This window comes from Variovorax sp. FG153 (assembly GCF_057809595.1).
On record NZ_JBMDKG010000043.1, the window covers coordinates 21,319 to 41,373 of the forward strand.

At 70.8% G+C, this 20,055-nt stretch carries 21 protein-coding genes; 18 read left to right on the top strand and 3 right to left on the bottom strand.

The genetic code is table 11. The features are described from left to right. Positions 1 to 19: 19 nt before the first annotated feature. The 11 genes from ACODT0_RS32685 (at position 20) to ACODT0_RS32735 (ending at position 7,211) form a co-directional block, all read left to right on the top strand. A complete protein-coding gene (locus tag ACODT0_RS32685; RefSeq protein ID WP_489043164.1) occupies positions 20 to 598 on the top strand; it encodes a DUF1439 domain-containing protein in 579 nt (192 codons plus the stop codon). Continuing rightward, positions 595 to 1,617 (top strand): glycerophosphodiester phosphodiesterase, encoded by a 1,023-nt coding sequence (locus ACODT0_RS32690; protein ID WP_489043165.1) that lies wholly within the window; start codon positions 595 to 597, stop codon positions 1,615 to 1,617. The genes ACODT0_RS32685 and ACODT0_RS32690 overlap by 4 nt, the downstream gene beginning before the upstream one ends. A gap of 26 nt (positions 1,618 to 1,643) precedes the next feature. Then, the gene (locus tag ACODT0_RS32695) at positions 1,644 to 1,895 is read left to right on the top strand and encodes a hypothetical protein (RefSeq protein WP_371268778.1); all 252 of its coding nucleotides are present in this window, start codon (positions 1,644 to 1,646) and stop codon (positions 1,893 to 1,895) included. Positions 1,896 to 1,921: 26 nt separating this feature from the next. Beyond that, positions 1,922 to 2,341 (top strand): hypothetical protein, encoded by a 420-nt coding sequence (locus ACODT0_RS32700; RefSeq protein WP_057596473.1) that lies wholly within the window; start codon positions 1,922 to 1,924, stop codon positions 2,339 to 2,341. Positions 2,342 to 2,418: 77 nt separating this feature from the next. After that, complete coding sequence (locus tag ACODT0_RS32705) at positions 2,419 to 3,900, top strand: TolC family protein (protein WP_489043166.1); 1,482 nt, start codon at positions 2,419 to 2,421, stop codon at positions 3,898 to 3,900. Between the two features lies 1 nt (position 3,901). Continuing rightward, complete coding sequence (locus ACODT0_RS32710) at positions 3,902 to 5,287, top strand: multicopper oxidase family protein (protein ID WP_489043167.1); 1,386 nt, start codon at positions 3,902 to 3,904, stop codon at positions 5,285 to 5,287. Positions 5,288 to 5,322: 35 nt separating this feature from the next. Beyond that, a complete protein-coding gene (locus ACODT0_RS32715) occupies positions 5,323 to 5,835 on the top strand; it encodes a cupredoxin domain-containing protein (protein ID WP_489043168.1) in 513 nt (170 codons plus the stop codon). A gap of 18 nt (positions 5,836 to 5,853) precedes the next feature. Next, positions 5,854 to 6,303, top strand: coding sequence for a DUF411 domain-containing protein (locus ACODT0_RS32720; protein WP_057597374.1), 450 nt, complete (start codon positions 5,854 to 5,856; stop codon positions 6,301 to 6,303). A gap of 35 nt (positions 6,304 to 6,338) precedes the next feature. Continuing rightward, positions 6,339 to 6,629 (top strand): copper-binding protein, encoded by a 291-nt coding sequence (locus ACODT0_RS32725; RefSeq protein WP_057597373.1) that lies wholly within the window; start codon positions 6,339 to 6,341, stop codon positions 6,627 to 6,629. 64 nt (positions 6,630 to 6,693) lie between these two features. Continuing rightward, a complete protein-coding gene (locus tag ACODT0_RS32730) occupies positions 6,694 to 6,912 on the top strand; it encodes an addiction module protein (protein WP_412179907.1) in 219 nt (72 codons plus the stop codon). Positions 6,913 to 6,914: 2 nt separating this feature from the next. Next, entirely contained in the window at positions 6,915 to 7,211 is a 297-nt protein-coding gene (locus ACODT0_RS32735) for a type II toxin-antitoxin system RelE/ParE family toxin (RefSeq protein ID WP_057597372.1), read from the top strand. A gap of 12 nt (positions 7,212 to 7,223) precedes the next feature. On the opposite strand, the gene ACODT0_RS32740 is transcribed toward ACODT0_RS32735, so the two are convergent. Further along, positions 7,224 to 8,525 (bottom strand): NAD(P)/FAD-dependent oxidoreductase, encoded by a 1,302-nt coding sequence (locus ACODT0_RS32740; RefSeq protein ID WP_422096395.1) that lies wholly within the window; start codon positions 8,523 to 8,525, stop codon positions 7,224 to 7,226. 47 nt (positions 8,526 to 8,572) lie between these two features. Between ACODT0_RS32740 and ACODT0_RS32745 the strand changes: the two genes are divergently transcribed. From ACODT0_RS32745 to ACODT0_RS32765, 5 genes are read left to right on the top strand one after another with little or no spacing between them, the layout of a single operon-like run. Continuing rightward, the gene (locus ACODT0_RS32745) at positions 8,573 to 9,607 is read left to right on the top strand and encodes a P1 family peptidase (protein ID WP_489043169.1); all 1,035 of its coding nucleotides are present in this window, start codon (positions 8,573 to 8,575) and stop codon (positions 9,605 to 9,607) included. 18 nt (positions 9,608 to 9,625) lie between these two features. Next, a complete protein-coding gene (locus ACODT0_RS32750; protein WP_261214472.1) occupies positions 9,626 to 11,140 on the top strand; it encodes a TAXI family TRAP transporter solute-binding subunit in 1,515 nt (504 codons plus the stop codon). A 49-nt stretch (positions 11,141 to 11,189) separates the two neighbouring features. Beyond that, positions 11,190 to 12,938 carry an aminodeoxychorismate synthase component I gene (pabB, locus tag ACODT0_RS32755; protein WP_489043170.1) on the top strand — a complete coding sequence of 583 codons (1,749 nt, stop codon included), beginning with the start codon at positions 11,190 to 11,192 and terminating at the stop codon, positions 12,936 to 12,938. Positions 12,939 to 12,998: 60 nt separating this feature from the next. Beyond that, positions 12,999 to 13,505: a MerR family transcriptional regulator gene (locus ACODT0_RS32760; protein WP_489043171.1), complete on the top strand. Its 507-nt coding sequence runs from the start codon at positions 12,999 to 13,001 to the stop codon at positions 13,503 to 13,505. Further along, complete coding sequence (locus tag ACODT0_RS32765) at positions 13,414 to 13,875, top strand: carboxymuconolactone decarboxylase family protein (RefSeq protein ID WP_057597367.1); 462 nt, start codon at positions 13,414 to 13,416, stop codon at positions 13,873 to 13,875. Before ACODT0_RS32760 ends, ACODT0_RS32765 begins: the two co-directional genes overlap by 92 nt. 15 nt (positions 13,876 to 13,890) lie before the next feature. On the opposite strand, the gene ettA is transcribed toward ACODT0_RS32765, so the two are convergent. Continuing rightward, positions 13,891 to 15,552, bottom strand: coding sequence for an energy-dependent translational throttle protein EttA (gene ettA / locus ACODT0_RS32770; RefSeq protein WP_057597366.1), 1,662 nt, complete (start codon positions 15,550 to 15,552; stop codon positions 13,891 to 13,893). 354 nt (positions 15,553 to 15,906) lie between these two features. Between ettA and ACODT0_RS32775 the strand changes: the two genes are divergently transcribed. Both ACODT0_RS32775 and ACODT0_RS32780 read left to right on the top strand, forming a co-directional pair. After that, on the top strand, positions 15,907 to 17,685 hold the full coding sequence (locus tag ACODT0_RS32775) for a DEAD/DEAH box helicase (protein ID WP_057598230.1): 1,779 nt from the start codon (positions 15,907 to 15,909) through the stop codon (positions 17,683 to 17,685). A gap of 89 nt (positions 17,686 to 17,774) precedes the next feature. Beyond that, positions 17,775 to 18,806 (top strand): endonuclease/exonuclease/phosphatase family protein, encoded by a 1,032-nt coding sequence (locus ACODT0_RS32780; RefSeq protein ID WP_479670437.1) that lies wholly within the window; start codon positions 17,775 to 17,777, stop codon positions 18,804 to 18,806. Positions 18,807 to 18,818: 12 nt separating this feature from the next. Here ACODT0_RS32780 and ACODT0_RS32785 read toward each other — a convergent pair whose 3' ends face one another. Beyond that, positions 18,819 to 20,015 (bottom strand): mandelate racemase/muconate lactonizing enzyme family protein, encoded by a 1,197-nt coding sequence (locus ACODT0_RS32785; RefSeq protein ID WP_479670438.1) that lies wholly within the window; start codon positions 20,013 to 20,015, stop codon positions 18,819 to 18,821. Positions 20,016 to 20,055: the final 40 nt, after the last annotated feature.

Here is a 20,055-nt window from a genome sequence, read left to right on the forward strand (position 1 = left end):
CATGCAAAGCCGCCGCTCCATGCCCCTCTCCTTGACCCGCCCTACCCGCCGCCGCGCGCTGGGCGTCCTGCTCGGCGCCGCCGCGCTCCAGGCGCCGTTCGCCGCCTTCGCGGGCTTCAACTTCTTCACCAGCGAATACACCGCGAGCCGCGACGAGCTGCAGGCGCAGATCTCGCGCCGCTTCCCGGTGGCCGAGCGCTATGCCGAGCTGTTCACGGTCGGGCTGCGCGATCCGCAGCTGGGCCTGGACGCGGCCACCAACCGCGCCGCGATCACCGCCACGCTGACCATCGCGAGCCCGCTGCTCGGCGGCGCGCCGGTGCAGGGCACGGTGGCGGTCAGCAGCGCGCTCAAGTACGACGCCGCCACGCGCGCGCTGCGGCTCGACCAGCCCAAGGCCGAGCGCATCGAGCTGCAGGGCCTGGGCGGGCGCGATGGCGAGCGGCTGCAGCGCGTGGGCGCGCTGGTGGCGCAGGAACTGCTGCAGGGCCAGCCGCTGCGCACCTTCAAGCCCGAGGAACTCACCGTCGGGCGCAAGACCTACGAGATCGGCGACATCACGGTGCTCGCCGACGGCATCAAGGTACAACTCAAATGACACATCGCAGACGCACGCTCCTGCTCGCCCTGGGCGCCACGGCCGCGCTCGCCGCGGGCTGCACCGGCTTCGCGCCGACGCCGCGCACGCGCTTCGACCTCGAGGCCCACCGCGGCGGCCGCGGCCTCGCGCCCGAGAACACGCTGGCGGCCTTCTCCAACGCCATCGACCTCGGCGTGACCACGCTCGAGCTCGACATCGGTCTGAGCGCCGACGGCGTGGTGGTGGTGTCGCACGACACGGCCCTCAACCCCGACCACACGCGCGACGCCGCCGGCCAGTGGCTCGCACCCGCCAACGGCCGCAGCGGGCCCACGATCCGCTCGCTCACGCTGGCGCAGCTGCAAAGCTACGACGTGGGCCGGCTCAATCCCTCGAGCAGCTACGGCCGCCAGTTCGCGCTGCAGCTGCCGCGCGACGGCGAACGCATCCCGACGCTCGAGGCGGTGTTCGACCTGGTGCGCGCGCGCGGCCCGGCCGCGGCCACCGTGCGCTTCAACATCGAGACCAAGATCGATCCGACAAAACCCGACGAGACCGCCGCGCCCGAGCCCATGGTGCGCGCGCTGCTCGCGGTCATCGACAAGGCGCAAATGGCCGATCGCGTGACCGTGCAGAGCTTCGACTGGCGCACGCTGGCGCTGGTGGGCCAGCTGGCGCCCACGATGTCGCGCGCCTACCTGAGCACGCCGCGTACGCTGAAGGACAAGCGCTGGACCGCCGGGCTCGATGCCGCGGGCTTCGGCTCCACGCCGCGGCTCGTGAAGGCCGCGGCCGGCACCAGTGGCGGTCCGCTCGTCTGGTCGCCGGCCTTCGCCGACCTCGACGCGGCGCAGGTGAAGGAGGCACAGGGCCTCGGCATGAAGGTGCTGCCCTGGACCGTGAACCAGCGCGCCGACATGATCCGGCTGATGGACCTGGGCGTGGACGGCATCATCACCGACTACCCCGACGTGCTGCGCGACCTGGTACGCGAACGCGGGCTGCCGCTGCCGCCCTCGGGAAGGAGTGCCTCGTGAGCGCCGCGCTGCAACAGCTCGACACCATCGCCGGGCACATCGACGCGCTGCGCCGCCAGGGCGGCGGCCCCGCCGGCCTGCTGTCGGACCAGGCACGCGGCAGCGCCGCGCTGCTGGCCGCCCTGCCGCCGCGCTACGGCGAGGTGCTGCTGAACCTGCTCGACCGGCTCGAATCGAGCGCGCTGTTCAGTGAGGAAAGCTGCTCGTTCAGCCAGAAAGATTTGCTCGACAACCTGTCGCTGTGGGTGGACAAGGCCCGCGCGCAGCTCGGCGGCTGAGGCACGCGGTTTATCATCGGCCCTCCATGCGCACCCTGTTCCTCGCCCTCATGATCGCCCTGCTGCCGGTTCGCGGCTGGCTCGGCGACGCGATGGCGATCGAGATGGTGCGGCATTCGATGCCCGCGGCCGAGGCCGTCGCCGGCGCGGCACAGGCGGCCACCGAGGCGCACTGCCACGAGGCGGGCGACATGGCCATGAGCGCCATGGACGGCGCATCGCACGAAGACCACGCGATGGCCGATGGCCATGGTGACGACAGCGACCACGCCAGCCACCAGGGTTGCGGCACCTGCACCGCCTGCCAGGTCTGCCATTCGGTCGCGCTCGGCGGCACCGAACTCCCGGGCATCGCGCACGATGCCCCCCAGGCCGCCCCCGCGGCCCCGGCGGCTCGCTTCGCGAGCACCGAGCCCTTCCTGGGCCTGAAGCCGCCCATTTCCTGATCTCCCTGCCCGTAGTCCGTCCGCGGTGAGCCCTTGCCGGCTCGCGGCGTCGATCGTATTGCTCATGGAGATCGAGCGTGAACCCCATCGTTCGCCGGCACCTGGCCGGCCCCTTTCCCTTTCGCTGTCGAACAGCTGACGCGCTGCCCCGGCGCGCCCTCGCATTCGCCAGTGCCCTGTTTCTGGCCGGCTGCGCCAGCCTCTCGCCCGACGGCGGCACGGCCGACGTACAGGCCCTGGTCGCGGGCAATCCCCTGATGGCGGGCCAGCCGGCCCAGCGCATGCCCGACGAGGCTTCGCGCAAAAGCGTCGATGCGCTGCTCGCCAGGCCGCTCGACGCCGAGGCCGCCGTGCGCATCGCGCTCGTCAACGGCCCGCGCGTGCAGGACGCCTTCGCCACCCTGCAGCTGAGCGACGCCGACCGCGTGCAGGCCGCGAGCCTGCCGAACCCGGTGCTCTCGTTCAGCCGGCTGGCGCAGGGTCGCGAGCGCGAATTCGAGCGCATGCTGAGCTTCAACGTGATCGGCCTGGTCACGCTGCCGTGGCAGGCGCGCTGGGCCGGCCAGCGCCACGAGGCCGCCAAGCTGCAGGCCGCGCAGAGCGTGCTGCTGCTGGCCGCCGACACGCGCCGCGCCTGGGTGCGCGCGGTGGCGGCGCAGCAGAGCGTGGCCTACCTGCGCGATGCCAGGGAGGCGGCCGAGGCCGGCGCCGAGCTCGCGCACCGCATGGCCCAGGTCGGCAACTGGAGCGCGCTGCAACGCACGCGCGAACAGCTGCTGCTGGCCGATGCCGCGGCCCAGCTCGCGCGCGCCGAGCAGGCCGCCGTGGCCTCGCGCGAGCAGCTCACGCGGCTGCTGGGCCTCGCTGGGGAGCGCACCGCCTACACCCTGCCCGACCGCCTGCCGCCGCTGCCCCAGGCCGCGCCCGAGCTCGGCGACGTGCAGGCGCGCGCGCTGCGCGACCGGCTCGACGTGCGCTCGGCGCAGGCGCAGAACACGGCCGTGGCCGGCTCGCTCGGCCTCACGCACGCCACCAGCGTGATCAACGCGATGGAGCTGGGCGTGGTGCGCAACACCACCTTCGACAACGACGCCGACCGCACGCAGAAAACCAAGCGAGGCTTCGAGCTCGACCTGCCCATTCCGATCTTCGACTGGGGCCAGTCGCGCAACGGCCGTGCCGAGGCGCAGTACCTGCAGTCGGCCGCCCGCGTGCGCGACGTGGGGGTGCTCGCCGCGAGCGAGGCGCGCGAGGCGTGGCAGGGCTGGAACACCGCCTACGGCATCGCCCGCCGTTACCGCGACGAGGTACTGCCGCTGCGCAAGAAGGTCAACGAAGAGATGGTCCTTCGCTACAACGGCATGCTCGCCAGCGTCTGGGAACTGCTCGGCGAAACCCGCGCCAGCATGCTCGCGGTGAACGCGGGCATCGAGGCGCAGCGCGATTTCTGGCTGGCGGACACCGATCTGCAGCTGGTGCTCACGGGCAGCTCGCCCGGCGGCATGACGGCGCTGCAGACCGCGGCCGCCACGGACGCCCCCGCGGCGGGAGGCCACTGAAATGAACCGTCGAAACTTCTTCGCCGGCGCGGCAACCGCCGTCGCCGCCACCACCGTCAGCCGCGTGTCGATGGCCGCGCTGCCCGAACCCGTCTCGCAGGGCTCCACCGCCACCGCGCCGCCGCTGGTGCCACCGAACGGCCGGCCCTACAACCCCGTCGTCACGCTCAACGGCTGGACCCTGCCCTGGCGCATGAACGCCGGCGTCAAGGAATTCCACCTGGTCGCCGAGCCCGTGGTGCGCGAGATGGCACCGGGCTTCAAGGTCAACATGTGGGGCTACAACGGCCAGTCGCCCGGCCCGACCATCGAGGTGGTGGAAGGCGACAGGGTCCGCATCTTCGTGACCAACCGGCTGCCCGAGCACACCACGGTGCACTGGCACGGCCAGCGCCTGCCCAACGGCATGGACGGCGTGGGCGGCATCACGCAGCCGCACATTCCGCCAGGCAAGACCTTCGTCTACGAGTTCACGGCGCGCCGGCCCGGCACCTTCATGTACCACCCGCATGCCGACGAGATGGTGCAGATGGCCATGGGGATGATGGGTTTCTGGGTCACGCACCCGAAGGCCGATCACTCGCTGATCGAGAAGGTCGATCGCGACTTCTGCTTCCTGCTCGGCAGCTTCGACGTGGAGCCCGGCAGCGCCACGCCCAAGGTCAACACCATGACCGACTTCAACATCTGGAGCTTCAACAGCCGCGTGTTCCCGGCCATCGACACGCTCAACGTGCGCCGCGGAGATCGCGTGCGCATCCGCGCGGGCAACCTCACGATGACCAACCACCCGATCCACATCCACGGCCACGAGTTCGAGGTGACCGGCACCGACGGCGGGCCCGTGCCGCGCACCGCGCGCTGGCCCGAGGTGTCGGTCGACGTGGCGGTGGGCCAGATGCGGCAGATGGAGTTCATCGCCGACGAGGAAGGCGACTGGGCGCTGCACTGCCACAAGGCGCACCACACCATGGGGCCGATGGGCCACGAGGTGCCGACCATGATCGGCGTGGACCACAAGGGCGTGGCCGAGAAGATCAGGAAGCTGGTGCCCGACTACATGGTGATGGGCGACAAGGGCATGGCCGACATGGGCGAGATGGAGATGCCCATTCCCGACAACACGGTGCCGATGATGACCGGCACCGGCCCCTTCGGTTCGGCCGAGATGGGCGGCATGTTCACGCTGCTCAAGGTGCGCCGTGATCAGAAGCCCGGCGACTACCGCGACCCGGGCTGGTTCAAGCATCCGCCGGGCACGGTCGCGCGCGAAGTGCCCGACGCCAACGTGCCGCCGGCCCCGCGCGCGAAGGCACCGGCGCCATCGGCCACCGAGCCCGATGCCAGCGTGCGCAAGCCCTCGGGGCATGGCGCGCACCAGCACTGAATCCGCTCATCCCCTTTCATTTTGGAGTTCCATCCATGAACAAGACACTCGCACGGGTTGCCGCCGGCCTCGCGCTCGCGGCCTTCGCCACCACCGCGCCGGCGCACGAGAACCACGTCGCCAGGCCCAAGGGCGCGGCCGAACTCGCGCCCGAGCAGAAGCCCTGGGGCATCGTCGGCAAGCCCGGCGCCGTGAAGCGCACCATCGACATCGCGATGGCCGACGACATGACGTTCACGCCCTCGGTGATCGAGGTGCGCGAAGGCGACACGCTGCGCCTGCGCCTGAAGAACAAAGGCAAGGATCTGCACGAGCTCGTGCTCGGCACCACGGCCGAGATCGAGGCCCACGCGGCCATGATGAAGAAATTCCCCGGCATGGAGCACGACGAGCCCTGGATGGCGCACGTGCCGCCGGGCCGGACCGGCGAGCTGGTCTGGACTTTCAACCGCGCCGGCGACTTCGACTTCGCCTGCCTGGTGAAGGACCACTACGAACTCGGCATGGCCGGCCGCGTGCGCGTGCTGCCCGCCGCCGGCAAATCCTGACAACCCAAAGGAGCTCCCATGCAAAGAAGACGACTGATGCTGGCCCTGGCGTCCACCGCCGCCCTGCCGTTCGCGGCGCGCGCCGCGGCGCCGATGGTCGAGATCTGGAAGGACCCGAACTGCGGCTGCTGCCAGGACTGGGTCAAGCACCTCAACAGGAACGGCTTCGCCACGCGCGTGCACGACGAAGGCAACGCGGCCGCGCGCAAGCGCCTGGGCCTGCCCGAGAAGCTGGGCTCGTGCCACACGGGCCAGGTCGGCGGCTACGCCATCGAGGGCCATGTGCCCGCGCGCGAGATCCAGCGCCTGCTCAAGGAGAAGCCCAGGGCCGTGGGCCTCGCCGTGCCCGGCATGCCGGTCGGCTCGCCGGGCATGGACGGTCCGGCCTATGGCGACCAGCGCGATCCCTACGACGTGCTGCTGGTGCTGGCCGATGGCGGCACGCGCGTGTTCCAGAGCTATCGATGAATCCTCCGATCCCCTTGCAAGAAAGACCGACCGCCATGAAGAAGCTGTTCACCGCCCTGTGCGCCACCCTGTTCGCCGCTGTTGCCTTCGCGCAGGCGGCCCTGCCGCCCGTCGAGGGCGAGGTCCGCAAGATCGACACCGAGGCGAACAAGATCACCCTGCGCCATGGCGACATCCCCAACCTCGAGATGACCGGCATGACCATGGTCTTCCGCGTGAAGGACCCGGCGCTGCTCACGCAGGTGAAGCCCGGCGACAAGGTGCGGTTCACGGCCGACAAGGTCGATGGGGCGCTCACGGTGTTGTCGATCGCACCTGCGAACTGAGGGCCTTCGGGCTTCGGGCACGCCTGCCTAAAATGATGCGTTGATCCACTTTCGGGAGATCGAATTGGGAAGCTCCGATCTGCAGCAGGCTCTTTCTTCGCTGAGCATGGCGGAACGCATCGAGCTGGCCGAAGAACTGTGGGACAGCGTGGCGCGCGATGCCGAATCGCAAAGGCTGAGCGCGCGCGAACAGGAAGAGGTCGCACGCCGCCGCGCGGAACATCGCGCCGACCCGCAGGCGGTCGTGCCCTGGGACCAGGTCAAGGCATCGCTGAAGCTCTGACCTTGCTGGACATCGTTTTTCGGGAAAGCGCCCTGCGTCAGTTGCAGGACGCGCAGGGCTGGTACGAAATGCAGCGCGCCGGTCTGGGCGCGGAGTTCGCGCGCAGCGTCGAGGCCGTGGTGCACCGGATCGCGCGACAGCCCGAAGGCGCGCCGCTGGTCTGGGAAGACGTTCGCCGGGCCCACCTGCGGCGCTTCCCCTATTCCGTCTTTTATCTCGTCGAGTTCGATCGTGTGGTCGTGCTGAGCTGCATGCATCAGCGCCGCGACCCCACGGGCTGGCCCTCTTCGTCCGACTGACGGCGAACCGCGCTACGCCCCGAAGCGCCTCGGATCGAACGCCGCCAGCGCGATCTCCGGCGCCAGCCCCGCCATCGCCTGCGCCGCCAGCCGCCCGGTGCGCGCCGAGCCGCACAGCCCCACGTGCCCATGGCCGAAGGCCAGCACCACGTCGGCGCTGCCGGCGGCGGGGCCGATGCAGGGCAGGCCGTCGGGCAGGCTCGGGCGATGGCCGAGCCAGCGCTGCACCTCGGCCCCTTCGGGCGGCGCGTCGGCGAGCGCGGGAAACATCGAGCGCAGGTGCGCGTGCAGGATCTCGGCGCGGCGCCAGTCGGGCGCGGCCTCGAGCCCCGCGATCTCGACCTGGCCAGCGGCGCGCAGGCCGCCGTTCATCCAGTGCGCGATGAGCTTGCCGTCGGCCACCATCACCGGCGTGCGCGGGCCCACCGCGGCCTTCGGCAGCACGACGTGGTAGCCGCGCTCCGATTCCAGCGGCACCGGCGAGCCGGCCGCGGCGGCCAGGGCGCCCGAGCGCGCGCCGGCGCAGACCGCGGCGGTGTCGCAGGCGACCTCGCCGACCTCGGTGCGCACGGCGCGCAGCCGGCCGCCCTCGATGCGGAAACCGGTGGCGCGTGCCGCCACGCGTTCGGCGCCGAGCGCACGCGCATGCGCGGCCAGCGCCGCCACGTAGGCGCCCGGGTCGCGGCAGTGGCCGGCCTCGCCGACGTGGATGCCCAGCGTGTAGCGCGCATCGAGGTCGGGCTCCTGCCTTCGCAGCTCGTCGGCGCCCCATTCGCTCCATCGCACGCCGGTGCGCGCACGCACGCGCCAGGCCAGCGCATCGCCCTCGAACTCGGCGCGCGAGCGGTAGGCATGCAGCAGGCCGCGCTGCTCGATCAGTTGTGGCACGCCGGCCTCCGTCGCCAGCCGCGCATGCAGCGCGGGCGCGTCGACCAGCAAGGTGCGCAACGCGTCGGCGATGCGCTGCACGCGCGCCTCGGTGGCGCCCGAGGCCAGGTAGCGCAGCAGCCAGGGCAGCGCGCGCGGCAGGTAGGGCCAGCGCACCGCCAGCGGGCCGAGCGGATCGGCCAGCCAGCCCGGCACCTTGCGCCAGGCGCCCGGCAGCGCGGGCGGCACCACCGAATGCGAGGAGAGCCAGCCCGCGTTGCCGTAGCTGGTGGCCTGCGGCGCGCCGGGCTCGCCCGGCTCGACCACGGTGACGCGCAGGCCCGCGCGCAAGGCCTCGATGGCGGTGGCGCTGCCGACGGCGCCCGCGCCGATCACCACCGCATGGCGCCGCGCGCCGGACTGGAAACCACTTCTTTCAACTGTCATGGCGCCCATCGTAGGGGCCGCGCGGCATGGTTCCATAATCGGCCGCCATGTCAGCCACGCCTTCCCACGCTTCCCCCTCCTCTTCCGACGGTGCCATCACCGACGTCGCCGGCATCGAGGTCGGCCACTTCTCCGACACCCGCCGGCCCACCGGCTGCACCGTGATCATCGCGCGCGAAGGCGCGGTGGCCGGGGTCGAGGTGCGCGGCGCCGCGCCCGGCACGCGCGAGACCGACCTGCTCGCGCCCGGCAACCTGGTGCAGCAGGTGCACGCCGTGATGCTCGCGGGCGGCAGCGCCTGGGGCCTGGCCGCGGCCGAGGGCGCGATGCGCTGGCTCGAGGAGCGCGGCGTGGGCATGGACGTGCGCTTCGGCACCCTGCCGATCGTGCCCGCCGCGGTGCTGTTCGACCTGCCGATGGGCGATGCCCGCATCCGGCCCGATGCCGCGGCCGGCTATGCCGCCTGCGAGGCAGCGGGTCGCGACGCGCCGGCCGAAGGCAACGTGGGCGCCGGCACCGGCGCGCTGGTGGGCAAGCTGTTCGGCGTGCAGCGCGCGATGAAGGGCGGCATCGGCACCGCCTCGGTCACGGTCGGCGGCGTCACGGTCGGCGCGCTGATCGCGGTCAATTCGCTCGGCGACGTGATCGATCCCGACACCGCGCTGCCCGTGGCCGGCGCGCGCACCGAGGACGGCCGCGCGCTGCTCGACACGCGCCGCGCCCTGCTGCGCGGCGACCTGCCCAAGCCGCTGCTGGCCGGCACCAACACCACCATCGGCGTGATCGCCACCGACGCGGTGCTGACCAAGGTGCAGGCCAACCGGCTCGCGACCGTGGCGCACGACGGCCTGGCGCGCGCCATCAACCCCGTGCACACCATGAGCGACGGCGACACCCTGTTCGCGCTCGCCACCGGCCGCGTGCCGCTGGCGGCCGACGGCCCGGGCATGACGGTGCTCAGCACCATGGCGGCCGAGGTCGCCGCGCGCGCCACCCTGCGCGCGGTGCTGGCGGCGCGCTCGGTGACGGTCGGCGAGCTGCACATCCCCTCGGCCGCCGAGCTCGGCACCGCGCCGCGCTGACCTCACGAGCGAGACACCATGGCCTTCCCGAGAACCCTCAAGCTGATCCTGCTGTCGATCCGCGACCTGGTCGCCTCCGCCGGCCCGATCCTGTTCCTCGTGATCGGCCTGTTGATCGCCGCCTACTGGTGGCTGCAGCCGCAGCCGCCCAAGCAGGTCACGCTGGCCACCGGCCCCACGGGCAGCGCCTACGCGCAGTTCGGCAAGCGCTACGCCGAGGCGCTGAAGACGAGCGGCATCGAGGTCGTGCTCAAGCCGACCTCGGGCTCGTCGGAGAACCTCGAGCTGCTGCGCAAGGGCGAGGCCGACGTGGGCTTCGTGCGTGGCGGCAGCGCCGACCCGGTGGCCGACGACGAAGCCGGGCTCAGTTCGCTCGGCAGCCTGTTCTTCGAGCCGGTCTGGCTGTTCTATCGGCCCGACGCGATCACGCGCGCGCCCGACAGCGTGATCGCGCAGCAGGCGGCGGAGGCCGAGAAGGCGAAGAAGGCGGCCCAGGCCGCCGCCAAGGGCCGCCACGGCGCCGCACGCAAGAAGGCCGCGGCACCGCAACCCGCCGTGCCCCCCGCCCCGATCCCGCTGACCTCGCTGACCCAGTTGCGCGGCCTGCGCGTCAACGTCGACATGCCCGGCAGCGGCCTGCCCGAACTCATGGGCCGGCTGCTCGAGGCCAACCGGCTCGCGCCCGATGCGCTGCTGCTGTCGAACCTCGAGCAGTCCGCGGCCGCCGAGGCGCTGCAGGCCGGACTGCTCGATGCGATCGTGCTGTCGTCGGCGCCGCAGTCGCCGCAGGTGCAGCGGCTGCTGCGCGCGAACGACATCCGGCTCATGGACTTCGTGCAGGCCGATGCGTACACGCGGCGCTTCCCCTTCCTCTCGGCCGTGACCCTGCCGCGCGGCGTGGTCGACCTGTCGAAGGACCTGCCGGCCGGCGACGTGTCGCTGCTCGCGGCCACCACCTCGCTGCTGTCGCGCGAGGACACCCATCCCGCGCTGCGCCAGCTGTTCGCGCAGGCGGCGCAGCACCTGCACGGCGGCGCCGGCTGGTTCAACCGGCCGCGCGACTTCCCGAACACCCGCACCAGCGAACTGCCGGTGAGCCCCGAGGGCGACCGCGCCATCAACGGCACGCCGCCGTTCTGGCAGCGCTACCTGCCGTTCTGGGCCAGCAACCTGATCGAGCGCATGTGGCTGGTGCTCGGCGGCCTGCTGGTGCTGATGCTGCCGCTGAGCCGCGTGGTGCCGCCGCTCTACCAGTTCCGCGTGCGCCGCCGCGTGTTCCGCTGGTATGCGCGGCTGCGCGACATCGAGGGCAAGGTCGACGGCCAGCGCGGCGATCCGGCCGAGCTCACGAAGGAGCTCGACGAGCTCGACCGTGTGGTCAACCGCGTGGCGGTGCCGCTGTCGTACGCCGACGAGCTCTATGCGCTGCGCAACAACATCTATGCGGTGCGCAAGCGGGCGCTGGCGCGCGGCGCCGGTGCGCCGGCCGGCCCCGAGATGCCACCGCCGCCTTCGCCTTCCGCACCGCGCTGACCGGCAAACGGTGCCAGCGGGCGCCGTTGCCTTTGCCCCAAGACCCACCGTGTCCACCCTGATCGACTTCGCCGCCCCGCGCACCGATGGCGCGCAACGGCTGCGCCTGGCTTTCGGCGCCCCTTCCCGCACGCTCGTGGCGCGCAGCCCGGCCGAGGTGCGGTCCGTGCTCGCGCAGGCCGAGGCGCTGGCGCGCGCGGGCCACTGGTGCGTGGGCTACCTGCGCTACGAGGCGGCCGCGGCCTTCGATGCCGCGTTCGAGACGCATGCGGGCGATGGCGGGCCACTGGCCTGGTTCGGCGTGCACGACCTGGCCCTGCCCTGGCCCGAGAAGGCCCCGCCCGCCAGTTCGCCGATCGCCTGGCGCGACAGCCTCTCGCGCGCCGACTTCGACCGGCAGATGCAAGCCATCCACGCGGCGATCGCCGCCGGCGGCCTCTACCAGATCAACCACACGGCGCCGCTGCTCGGCGAATACGCTGGCGACCCGCTGGCCCTGTTCGCCGCGCTGCGCCGCAACCAGCCCGCGGGCTACGCGGCCTTCATCGACAGCGGCGAGGAGCAGGTGCTGTCGCTGTCGCCCGAGCTGTTCTTCGACTGGCAGGGCGAGCGCATCCTCGCGCGCCCGATGAAGGGCACCGCGCCGCGCGGCGCCACGCCGGCCGAGGACGAGGCCCAGGCGCAGCGGCTGCGCAGCGTGCCGAAGGAACGGGCCGAGAACGTGATGATCGTGGACCTGCTGCGCAACGACCTGTCGCGCATCGCGCAACCGTTCTCGGTGCGCGTGCCGCGGCTGTTCCACACCGAGGCGCTGCCCACCGTGTGGCAGATGACCTCGGACGTGGAAGCCACGGTGCGCCCCGGCACCTCGCTGGTCGACGTGTTCGACGCGCTGTTCCCCTGCGGCTCGGTCACGGGCGCGCCCAAGGTGGCGGCGATGCGGCTGATCCACGCGCTCGAGCAGGCGCCGCGCGGCGTGTACTGCGGCGCGGTCGGCGTGCTGCGGCCCGGCGGGCATGCGACCTTCAACGTGCCGATCCGCACCGTGACCCTGCGCGGCGGCCAGGCGCGCTGCGGCATCGGCAGCGGCATCACGGCCGATGCCACGGCCGACGCCGAATGGGCCGAGTGGGGCCACAAGCGAGCCTTCCTGGGCACGGCCGCGGTCGCCGAGGCACCCGGCTTCGAACTGCTCGAAACGCTGGCGCTGGTCGACGGCACGCTGCGCGATGCGCCGCTGCACATCGAACGCATGGCCGGCGCGGCCGCCCACTTCGGCTTCGACTGGAATGCAGCACGCGTCGAGGCAGCGCTGCAATCGCTGCGCGACGCACATGCCGAAGGCACCTGGCGCGTGCGCCTGCTGCTCGATGCACGGGGCCAGCCAAGCGCCGAAGCGCATGAAATGGGCTCCGCGCCCCACCGCGTGAAGCTGCAGCTGGCCGACCGCCCCTTCGACGAGGCGCACAGCGAGTTCACGCGCTTCAAGACCACGCGCCGCGCGCACTACGAGGCCTTCGCGCCGACCCTGCCCGAGGCCTTCGACACGCTGCTGTGGAACCCCGAGGGCGAGCTCACCGAATGCACGCGCGGCAACATCGCGCTGCGCCTGGACGACGGCCGCTGGGTCACGCCGCCGCTGCGCTGCGGCCTGCTGCCCGGCATCGGGCGCGCGCAACGGCTGGCCGAGGGTTGGCTGGTCGAGGCGACGGTGCGGCGCGACCAGCTCTCGCGCGTGAGCGCGCTGGCCTTCGTCAACAGCCTGCGCGGCTGGATCGAGGCCGAACTCCTGCCCTGAACGGATTTCTTCCAGATACCGCTTGACTTAGAGCGCGCTCCAACTTCGAGAATTCTCCCCATGGAAAGCAACCTGAGCATCGCGGAAGTGGCACGGCGCACCGGCCTCACGGCCCACACGCTGCGCTACTACGAACGCATCGGCCTGATCGCCGCCGTGTCGCGCGCGCCCGGCGGCCAGCGCCGCTATGCCGCCAGCGACATGGAATGGCTTGCTTTCCTGTTGCGCCTGCGCGAGACCGGCATGCCCATCCAGGGCATGCAGGCCTTCGCCGGGCTTCGCAGTCAGGGGGACGCGAGCATCGGCGAACGCCGCGCGATGCTCGAATCGCATCTCGCCGAGGTTCGCTCGAAGGTGGAGGCGCTGCAGCAATCGATGCAGGCGCTGGCGCACAAGATCGAGCACTACCGCGGGATCGAGGCCCGGCGTCCCTCTTCATCGGGCAAGGCCCCGGCTTCAACGAAGAGGAAGAAACATGCAGCACCCCATCCATCCGACGACGACCAGCCAGCCGACCGGCGAGCGCTACGCGCGCGGCCTCGCGAAACTGCAGCAGATCGACGGTGAGGGCGGCATCAAGGTCGTCGAAGGCCTGGCCGACATCGCACCCGACTTCGCGCGCCTGCTGATCGAGTTCCCGTTCGGCGACGTCTATTCGCGCCCCGGCCTGGACCTGCGCTCGCGCGAGATCGCGGTGGTGGCCGCGCTCACCGCCATGGGCAATGCCGCGCCGCAGCTCAAGGTGCACATCCAGGGCGCGCTCAACGTCGGCGTGACGCGCGAGGAAGTGATCGAGGTGATCATGCAGATGGCGGTCTACGCGGGCTTTCCGGCCGCGCTCAACGGCCTGGGCGCCGCCCGCGAGGTGTTCGCGGCCGACGATGAAAAAAGCGCGCGGCCCCTTGCGGAACCGCGCGCCCTGGTCGAGCCGGCTTGAGGGCCGGCGCGGGCCTTACTTGAGGGCCTTGAAGCGCACGCGCTTGGGCTTGGCGCCCTCTTCGCCCAGGCGCTTCTTCTTGTCGGCTTCGTACTCCTGGTAGTTGCCGTCGAAGAACACCCATTGCGAATCGCCTTCGGCGGCCAGGATGTGGGTGGCGATGCGGTCGAGGAACCAGCGGTCATGGCTGATCACCAGCACGGTGCCCGCGTACTCGAGCAGCGCGTCCTCGAGCGCGCGCAGCGTTTCCACGTCCAGGTCGTTCGAGGGTTCGTCCAGCAGCAGCACGTTGCCGCCCTGGATCAGCGTCTTGGCCAGGTGCAGCCGGCCGCGTTCGCCGCCCGACAGGTTGCCGACCTTCTTCTGCTGGTCCTGGCCGTTGAAGTTGAAGCGGCCCGCGTAGGCGCGGCTGGCCATCTGGAACTTGCCGACGTTGATGATGTCCAGGCCGTTCGAGATGTCTTCCCACACGGTCTTGTCGTTGGCCAGCGCGTCGCGCGACTGGTCGACGAAGGCCATCTTCACGGTCTGGCCGATCACGACCTCGCCGCTGTCGGGCTGTTCCTTGCCGGCGATCAGCTTGAACAGCGTGGACTTGCCGGCGCCGTTCGGGCCGATGATGCCGACGATGGCACCCGCGGGGATGTTGAAGTTCAGCTTGTCGATCAGCAGGCGGTCGCCGAAGCTCTTGCTCACGTCCTTGAACTCGATCACCTGGCTGCCCAGGCGCTCGGCGACGGGAATGAAGATCTCCTGCGTTTCGTTGCGCTTCTGGTATTCGACGTCGCTCAGCTCCTCGAAGCGGGCCAGGCGCGACTTGCTCTTGGCCTGGCGTGCCTTCGGGTTCTGGCGCGACCATTCCAGTTCCTTCTTCAGGGCCTTGGCGTGGGCTTCCTCGCTCTTCTGCTCCTGCGCCAGGCGCTCGCCCTTCTGCTCGAGCCAGGTGCTGTAGTTACCCTTCCACGGGATGCCGCGGCCGCGGTCCAGTTCGAGGATCCACTCGGCGGCGTTGTCGAGGAAGTAGCGGTCGTGGGTGATGGCCACCACGGTGCCCGTGAAGCGCTGCAGGAACACCTCGAGCCATTCCACCGATTCGGCGTCCAGGTGGTTGGTGGGTTCGTCGAGCAGCAGCATGTCGGGCTTGGACAAGAGCAGCTTGCACAGCGCCACGCGGCGCTTCTCGCCGCCCGACAGCAGGCCGATCTTGGCGTCCCAGGCCGGCAGGCGCAGCGCGTCGGCCGCGATCTCGATCTGGTGCTCGGAGTCGGTGCCCGCGGCGGCGATCACCGCCTCGAGCTCGCCCTGCTCGGCCGCCAGCGCGTCGAAGTCGGCGCCTTCCTCGGCATAGGCGGCATAGATCTCCTCGAGGCGCGCCTTGGCGGCGTTGACCTCGCCCATGGCCTCCTCGACGGCCTGGCGCACGGTGTGCTCGGGATCGAGCTTGGGCTCCTGCTCGAGGTAGCCGATCGACAGGCCGGGCATGGGCATCGCCTCGCCCTCGATCTCCTTGTCGACGCCGGCCATGATCTTGAGCAGCGAGGACTTGCCCGAGCCGTTCAGGCCGAGCACGCCGATCTTGGCGCCGGGAAAGAAGGACAACGAGATGTCTTTCAAGATCTGCCGCTTGGGCGGCACGGTCTTGGAGACTCTGTTCATGGTGTAGACGTACTGGGCCATCTTCTGTGTTGGACTGCTGATTGCTGAGGTGGCGAAAGCCGGAACAAGCCGAAATCCCCTGGGAGGAGCCCCTGGCGGAACCCCGGGGGAAGGCGGCAGGCCCGGCGCGCGGAATCGCGGAAACGGAGCGCGAAAAGCAGTGATTATCGACTCATGCGACAATCGCCACCGTGCCGGGTCCAGTTGCCCGCACACCGGCTCTCTGCCGGGGACGAAGAAAACCCTTCCGCAAGTCGGTTTTTCGGGCTCCCACTCCTGACCTTCATCAGCCTTGACTGGCTCGCGTCACAAGAACGAAAGACGCCGAGCGGGCCGATGTCACCGCGCCGTGTATGGCGCTTGTTGTTTCACACAATGACTTTTGATGAACTGAAGTTGGCTCCGGCCATCTTGAAGGCCGTGCACGAGCAGGGCTACGAGACCCCCACCCCGATCCAGGCCCAGGCCATTCCGGCCGTCCTCGAGGGCCACGACCTCCTCGGCGGTGCCCAGACCGGCACCGGCAAGACCGCCGCCTTCACCCTGCCGATGCTGCACAAGCTCACCATGAGCCGCAGCGCCACCAACAAGTTCGGCGGCATCGGCATCCGCGCCCTGGTGCTCACCCCGACCCGCGAACTCGCGGCCCAGGTCGAGGAATCGGTGCGCGACTACGGCAAGTACCTGCAGCTCGGCTCGACCGTGATCTTCGGCGGCGTGGGCATGAACCCGCAGATCGACCGCCTCAAGCGCGGCGTCGACATCCTCGTGGCCACCCCCGGCCGCCTGCTCGACCTGCAGCAGCAGGGCATGCTCGACCTGTCGACCGTGCAGATCCTGGTGCTCGACGAAGCCGACCGCATGCTCGACATGGGCTTCATCCACGACGTGAAGAAGGTGCTGGCGCTGCTGCCGGCCCAGAAGCAGAGCCTGCTGTTCTCGGCCACCTTCAGCGACGAGATCCGCGAACTGGCCAACGGCCTGCTGCGCAACCCGCAGAGCATCCAGGTCACGCCGCGCAACACCACGGTGCAGCGCATCACCCAGGTGATCCACCCCGTGGGCCGCGGCAAGAAGAAGGCGCTGCTCGCGCACATCATCAACGAGCACCAGTGGAGCCAGGTGCTGGTGTTCACCCGCACCAAGTTCGGCGCCAACAGCGTGGCCGAATTCCTCACCAAGAACGGCATCGAGGCGATGGCGCTGCACGGCAACAAGAGCCAGAGCGCGCGCACCCAGGCGCTGGCCGGCTTCAAGAGCGGCGACATCCGCGCCCTGGTGGCCACCGACATCGCGGCCCGCGGCATCGACATCGACGAGCTGCCGCACGTCGTGAACTACGAGATCCCGAACGTCAGCGAAGACTACGTGCACCGCATCGGCCGCACCGGCCGCGCGGGTTCGAGCGGCGAGGCCGTGAGCTTCGTCTGCCTCGACGAGGAAGGCTTCATGCAGGAGATCGAGCGCTTCACCAAGCAGACGATCCCCGTGCAGGTCATCGAGGGCTTCGGTCCCGAGGAAGGCGAGCGCGCCGAGCCCATCGCCATGGGCCGCCAGACCATCTGGGGCGGCGCCGGCCGTCCGCCGAGCCGCGAAGTCATGCAGGCGGCAGCCAAGGCGGCGCGCAGCGAGATGATGCAGCGCATCCGCGACAACAAGGCCGGCCAGGGCGGCGGTGGTGGCAATGGCCAGCGCCGCGCCGGTGGCGGCGGCCAGGGCCAGGGCCAGGGCCGTGCTGCCAACGGCGGCGGCCAGCAGGGCCCGCGCGGCCAGGGCCAGGGTCCGGGCAACCGCGCGCCGCAAGGCCGCGCCCCGCAGGCCCAGCCGCGTCCGCATCACCATGCGGCGCATGCGCAGAACCACCAGCCGCACGACGAGCGCCAGCCGCGCCATCACGGCAACAGCCACAGCCCGACCCAGGCCAACCAGGTCGCGCACCTGCGCGCCGAGGCGATCGCCGGCGCGGCCGGCCAGCCCGATCCGTTGCGCACCAGCGTCGACCACATGGGCGGCGGCCGCGGACGCGGTGGCCGCTCGGGTGGCGGTGGCTACGGCGGCGGCAACCGTTCGGGCGGCGGTGGCCGTTCGGGTGGCGGCGGCTACGGCGGCGGTGGCCGCTCGGGCGGCGGCGGTGGCCGTTCGTTCGGCCGCTGAGGCACGACGCACGCAGAACAGAGGGCGCTTCGGCGCCCTTTTTCATGGCAGTTCGGGGGCCGAAACACCTTCCGGACACAATCGTTGCCATGCAGCCCATCCCGCCGAACTTCGCCACCCTCTTCGTGGCCACCTGCAATCTGCTCAATCTCGCGAACCCGCACCGCGTGTACTACGAGAACCAGGACGCCTACAACGAGCGCGAGTACGAGCGCAAGATCGACTGGCTCGGCGAGCGTTTCCATGCACTCAATGCCGACGTGCTCGCGGTGCAGGAGGTCTGGGACGAGGCGGCGCTGAAGGCCGCCATCCACCGCAGCGGCCTGCGCTACGACTTCGTGGCCGTGCCCGGCGCCGAGAACACGCCCGCGCAACCCGACCAGCCGCCGCGCCCCGGCGCGCAGGGCACGCCGCGCGTGGGCATCGCCACCCGGCTCAAGGTCGACCGCATCCAGTCCTTCGTCGACTTCCCGCCGGGCTTCGGCGTCGAGGTGCCGGGCCTCGGGCCGCACACCCGCTTCGAGCGTCCGCCGCTGCTGGCCACGCTGCGCATGAAGCATGGCCAGCCGGTGCACGTGCTGACGGTGCACCTGAAGTCGAAGCGGCCCAAGTTCCTGCAGGATGCGCAGGGCAACCACCTCGAGGACCGCGACGACCGCAAGGTGGGCGCGATGGCCTCGCTGCGCTCGCTGCTGATGCGCGGCGCCGAGGCCGCGGCCCTGCGCTGCATCGTGATCGACCTGCTGCAAGGCACCAACGTGCCGCTGGTGGTGATGGGCGACTTCAACGACAACCCGCACAGCGTGACCACGCAGCTCGTGGCCGCCACCTCCGAGGTGGCCTACGACAAGGCGGCGCGCGACGTGGCGCTGTTCAATGCCTACGAGATGCAGGGCGAGGCCGCGCTCAAGAAGGACGTGGCCTATTCGCACGTGCACCAGGGCTACCCGGAGGTGCTCGACCAGATCCTGGTGAGCGAGGAATTCATCGCCGGCAGCCGCCACAGCCTGGGCGACGTGCGGCGCGTGGACTACTTCAACGACCACCTGCACGAGGGGCGCGACCGCTCGCGCTCGGACCACGGCTTCGTGCGGGCGCTGCTGCGGTTGCGCACCGACTGAAGACGCGGCTGCTCAGGCCTTCGAGATCCGCACCATCGCATCCGCGCGCTCGTGCAGGTCGGGCAGCAGCTCGAGCCCCAGCCCCGGTTTGTCGTTGAGGCTGATCATGCCGTTCTCGACCTTCGGCAGCTCGGTCACCAGCCCCTGGTACCAGCCCGTGAAGAAGGCGCGCACGCTCTCCTGGATCAGCGCATTGGGCGCATGCAGGCTCAGGTGGGTCGACGCGGCCCACACCACCGGGCCGGTGCAGTCGTGCGGCGCCACCGGCAGCTGCCAGGCATCGGCCATGGCCGCGATCTTGCGCGCCTCGGTGAGGCCGCCGCACCAGCTCAGGTCGAGCATCGCGACGCCGGCCACGCCGGTCTGCAGGTAGTCCTTGAAGCCCCACCTGTAGCTCAGCGTCTCGCTGGCGCAGACCAGCGCCTTGCAGTCGACGGCGTACTGCTTCAACAGGTCGAGGCTGTCCATGCGGATCGCATCCTCGTGCCAGAAGGTGTCGAACTCCTGCAGCGCGCGCGCGATCTTCTGCGCCATCGGCAGCCGCCAGAGGCTGTGGAACTCGACCATGATGTCCATGCGCTTGCCGACCGCGCCGCGGATCTTGCGGAAGGGCTCGAGCGCCGCGTCGAGGTCGGCGTTGCTGATGTACTGGCCATGGCTGCGCTCGGCCGCCGGGTCGAAGGGCCAGATCTTCATCGCCGTGATGCCCTCCGACAGCAGCGACTCGGCCAGCTCGTCGGCATGGTGCAGGAAGCCCTGCAGGTCTTCATAGGGCCCGGCCGCGTTGCCGATGCCCCAGTTGGAACTGGTCTGGTTGGCGGCGCTGCGGATGTACTGGTAGCCCGCGCAGGTGTTGTAGATGCGGATCGCGTCGCGGCTCTTGCCGCCGAGCGCGGTGTGCACCGGCATGTTCGCGGCCTTGCCGAACAGGTCCCACAGCGCGATGTCCACGGCCGAGTTGCCACGCGTCTCCACGCCCGACCCGCGCCACCCCAGGTAGCCCGTGAGGTCGCGGTTGCGCGCCTCGATCGCCAGCGGGTCGGTGCCCAGCAGCTTGTGGGCGCCCCACTCGTGCAGGTAGGCCTCGACCGCCTCGGCGCCCATGAAGGTCTCGCCGAGGCCGACCAGGCCTTCGTCGGTGTGCAGGCGCACCCAGAGGATGTTGGGGAATTCGCCGAGGCGGATGGTTTCGAGCTGGGTGATCTTCATGGCGGTCCGGGATGCGGTGACTGGATGGCCGGCGCGCTCT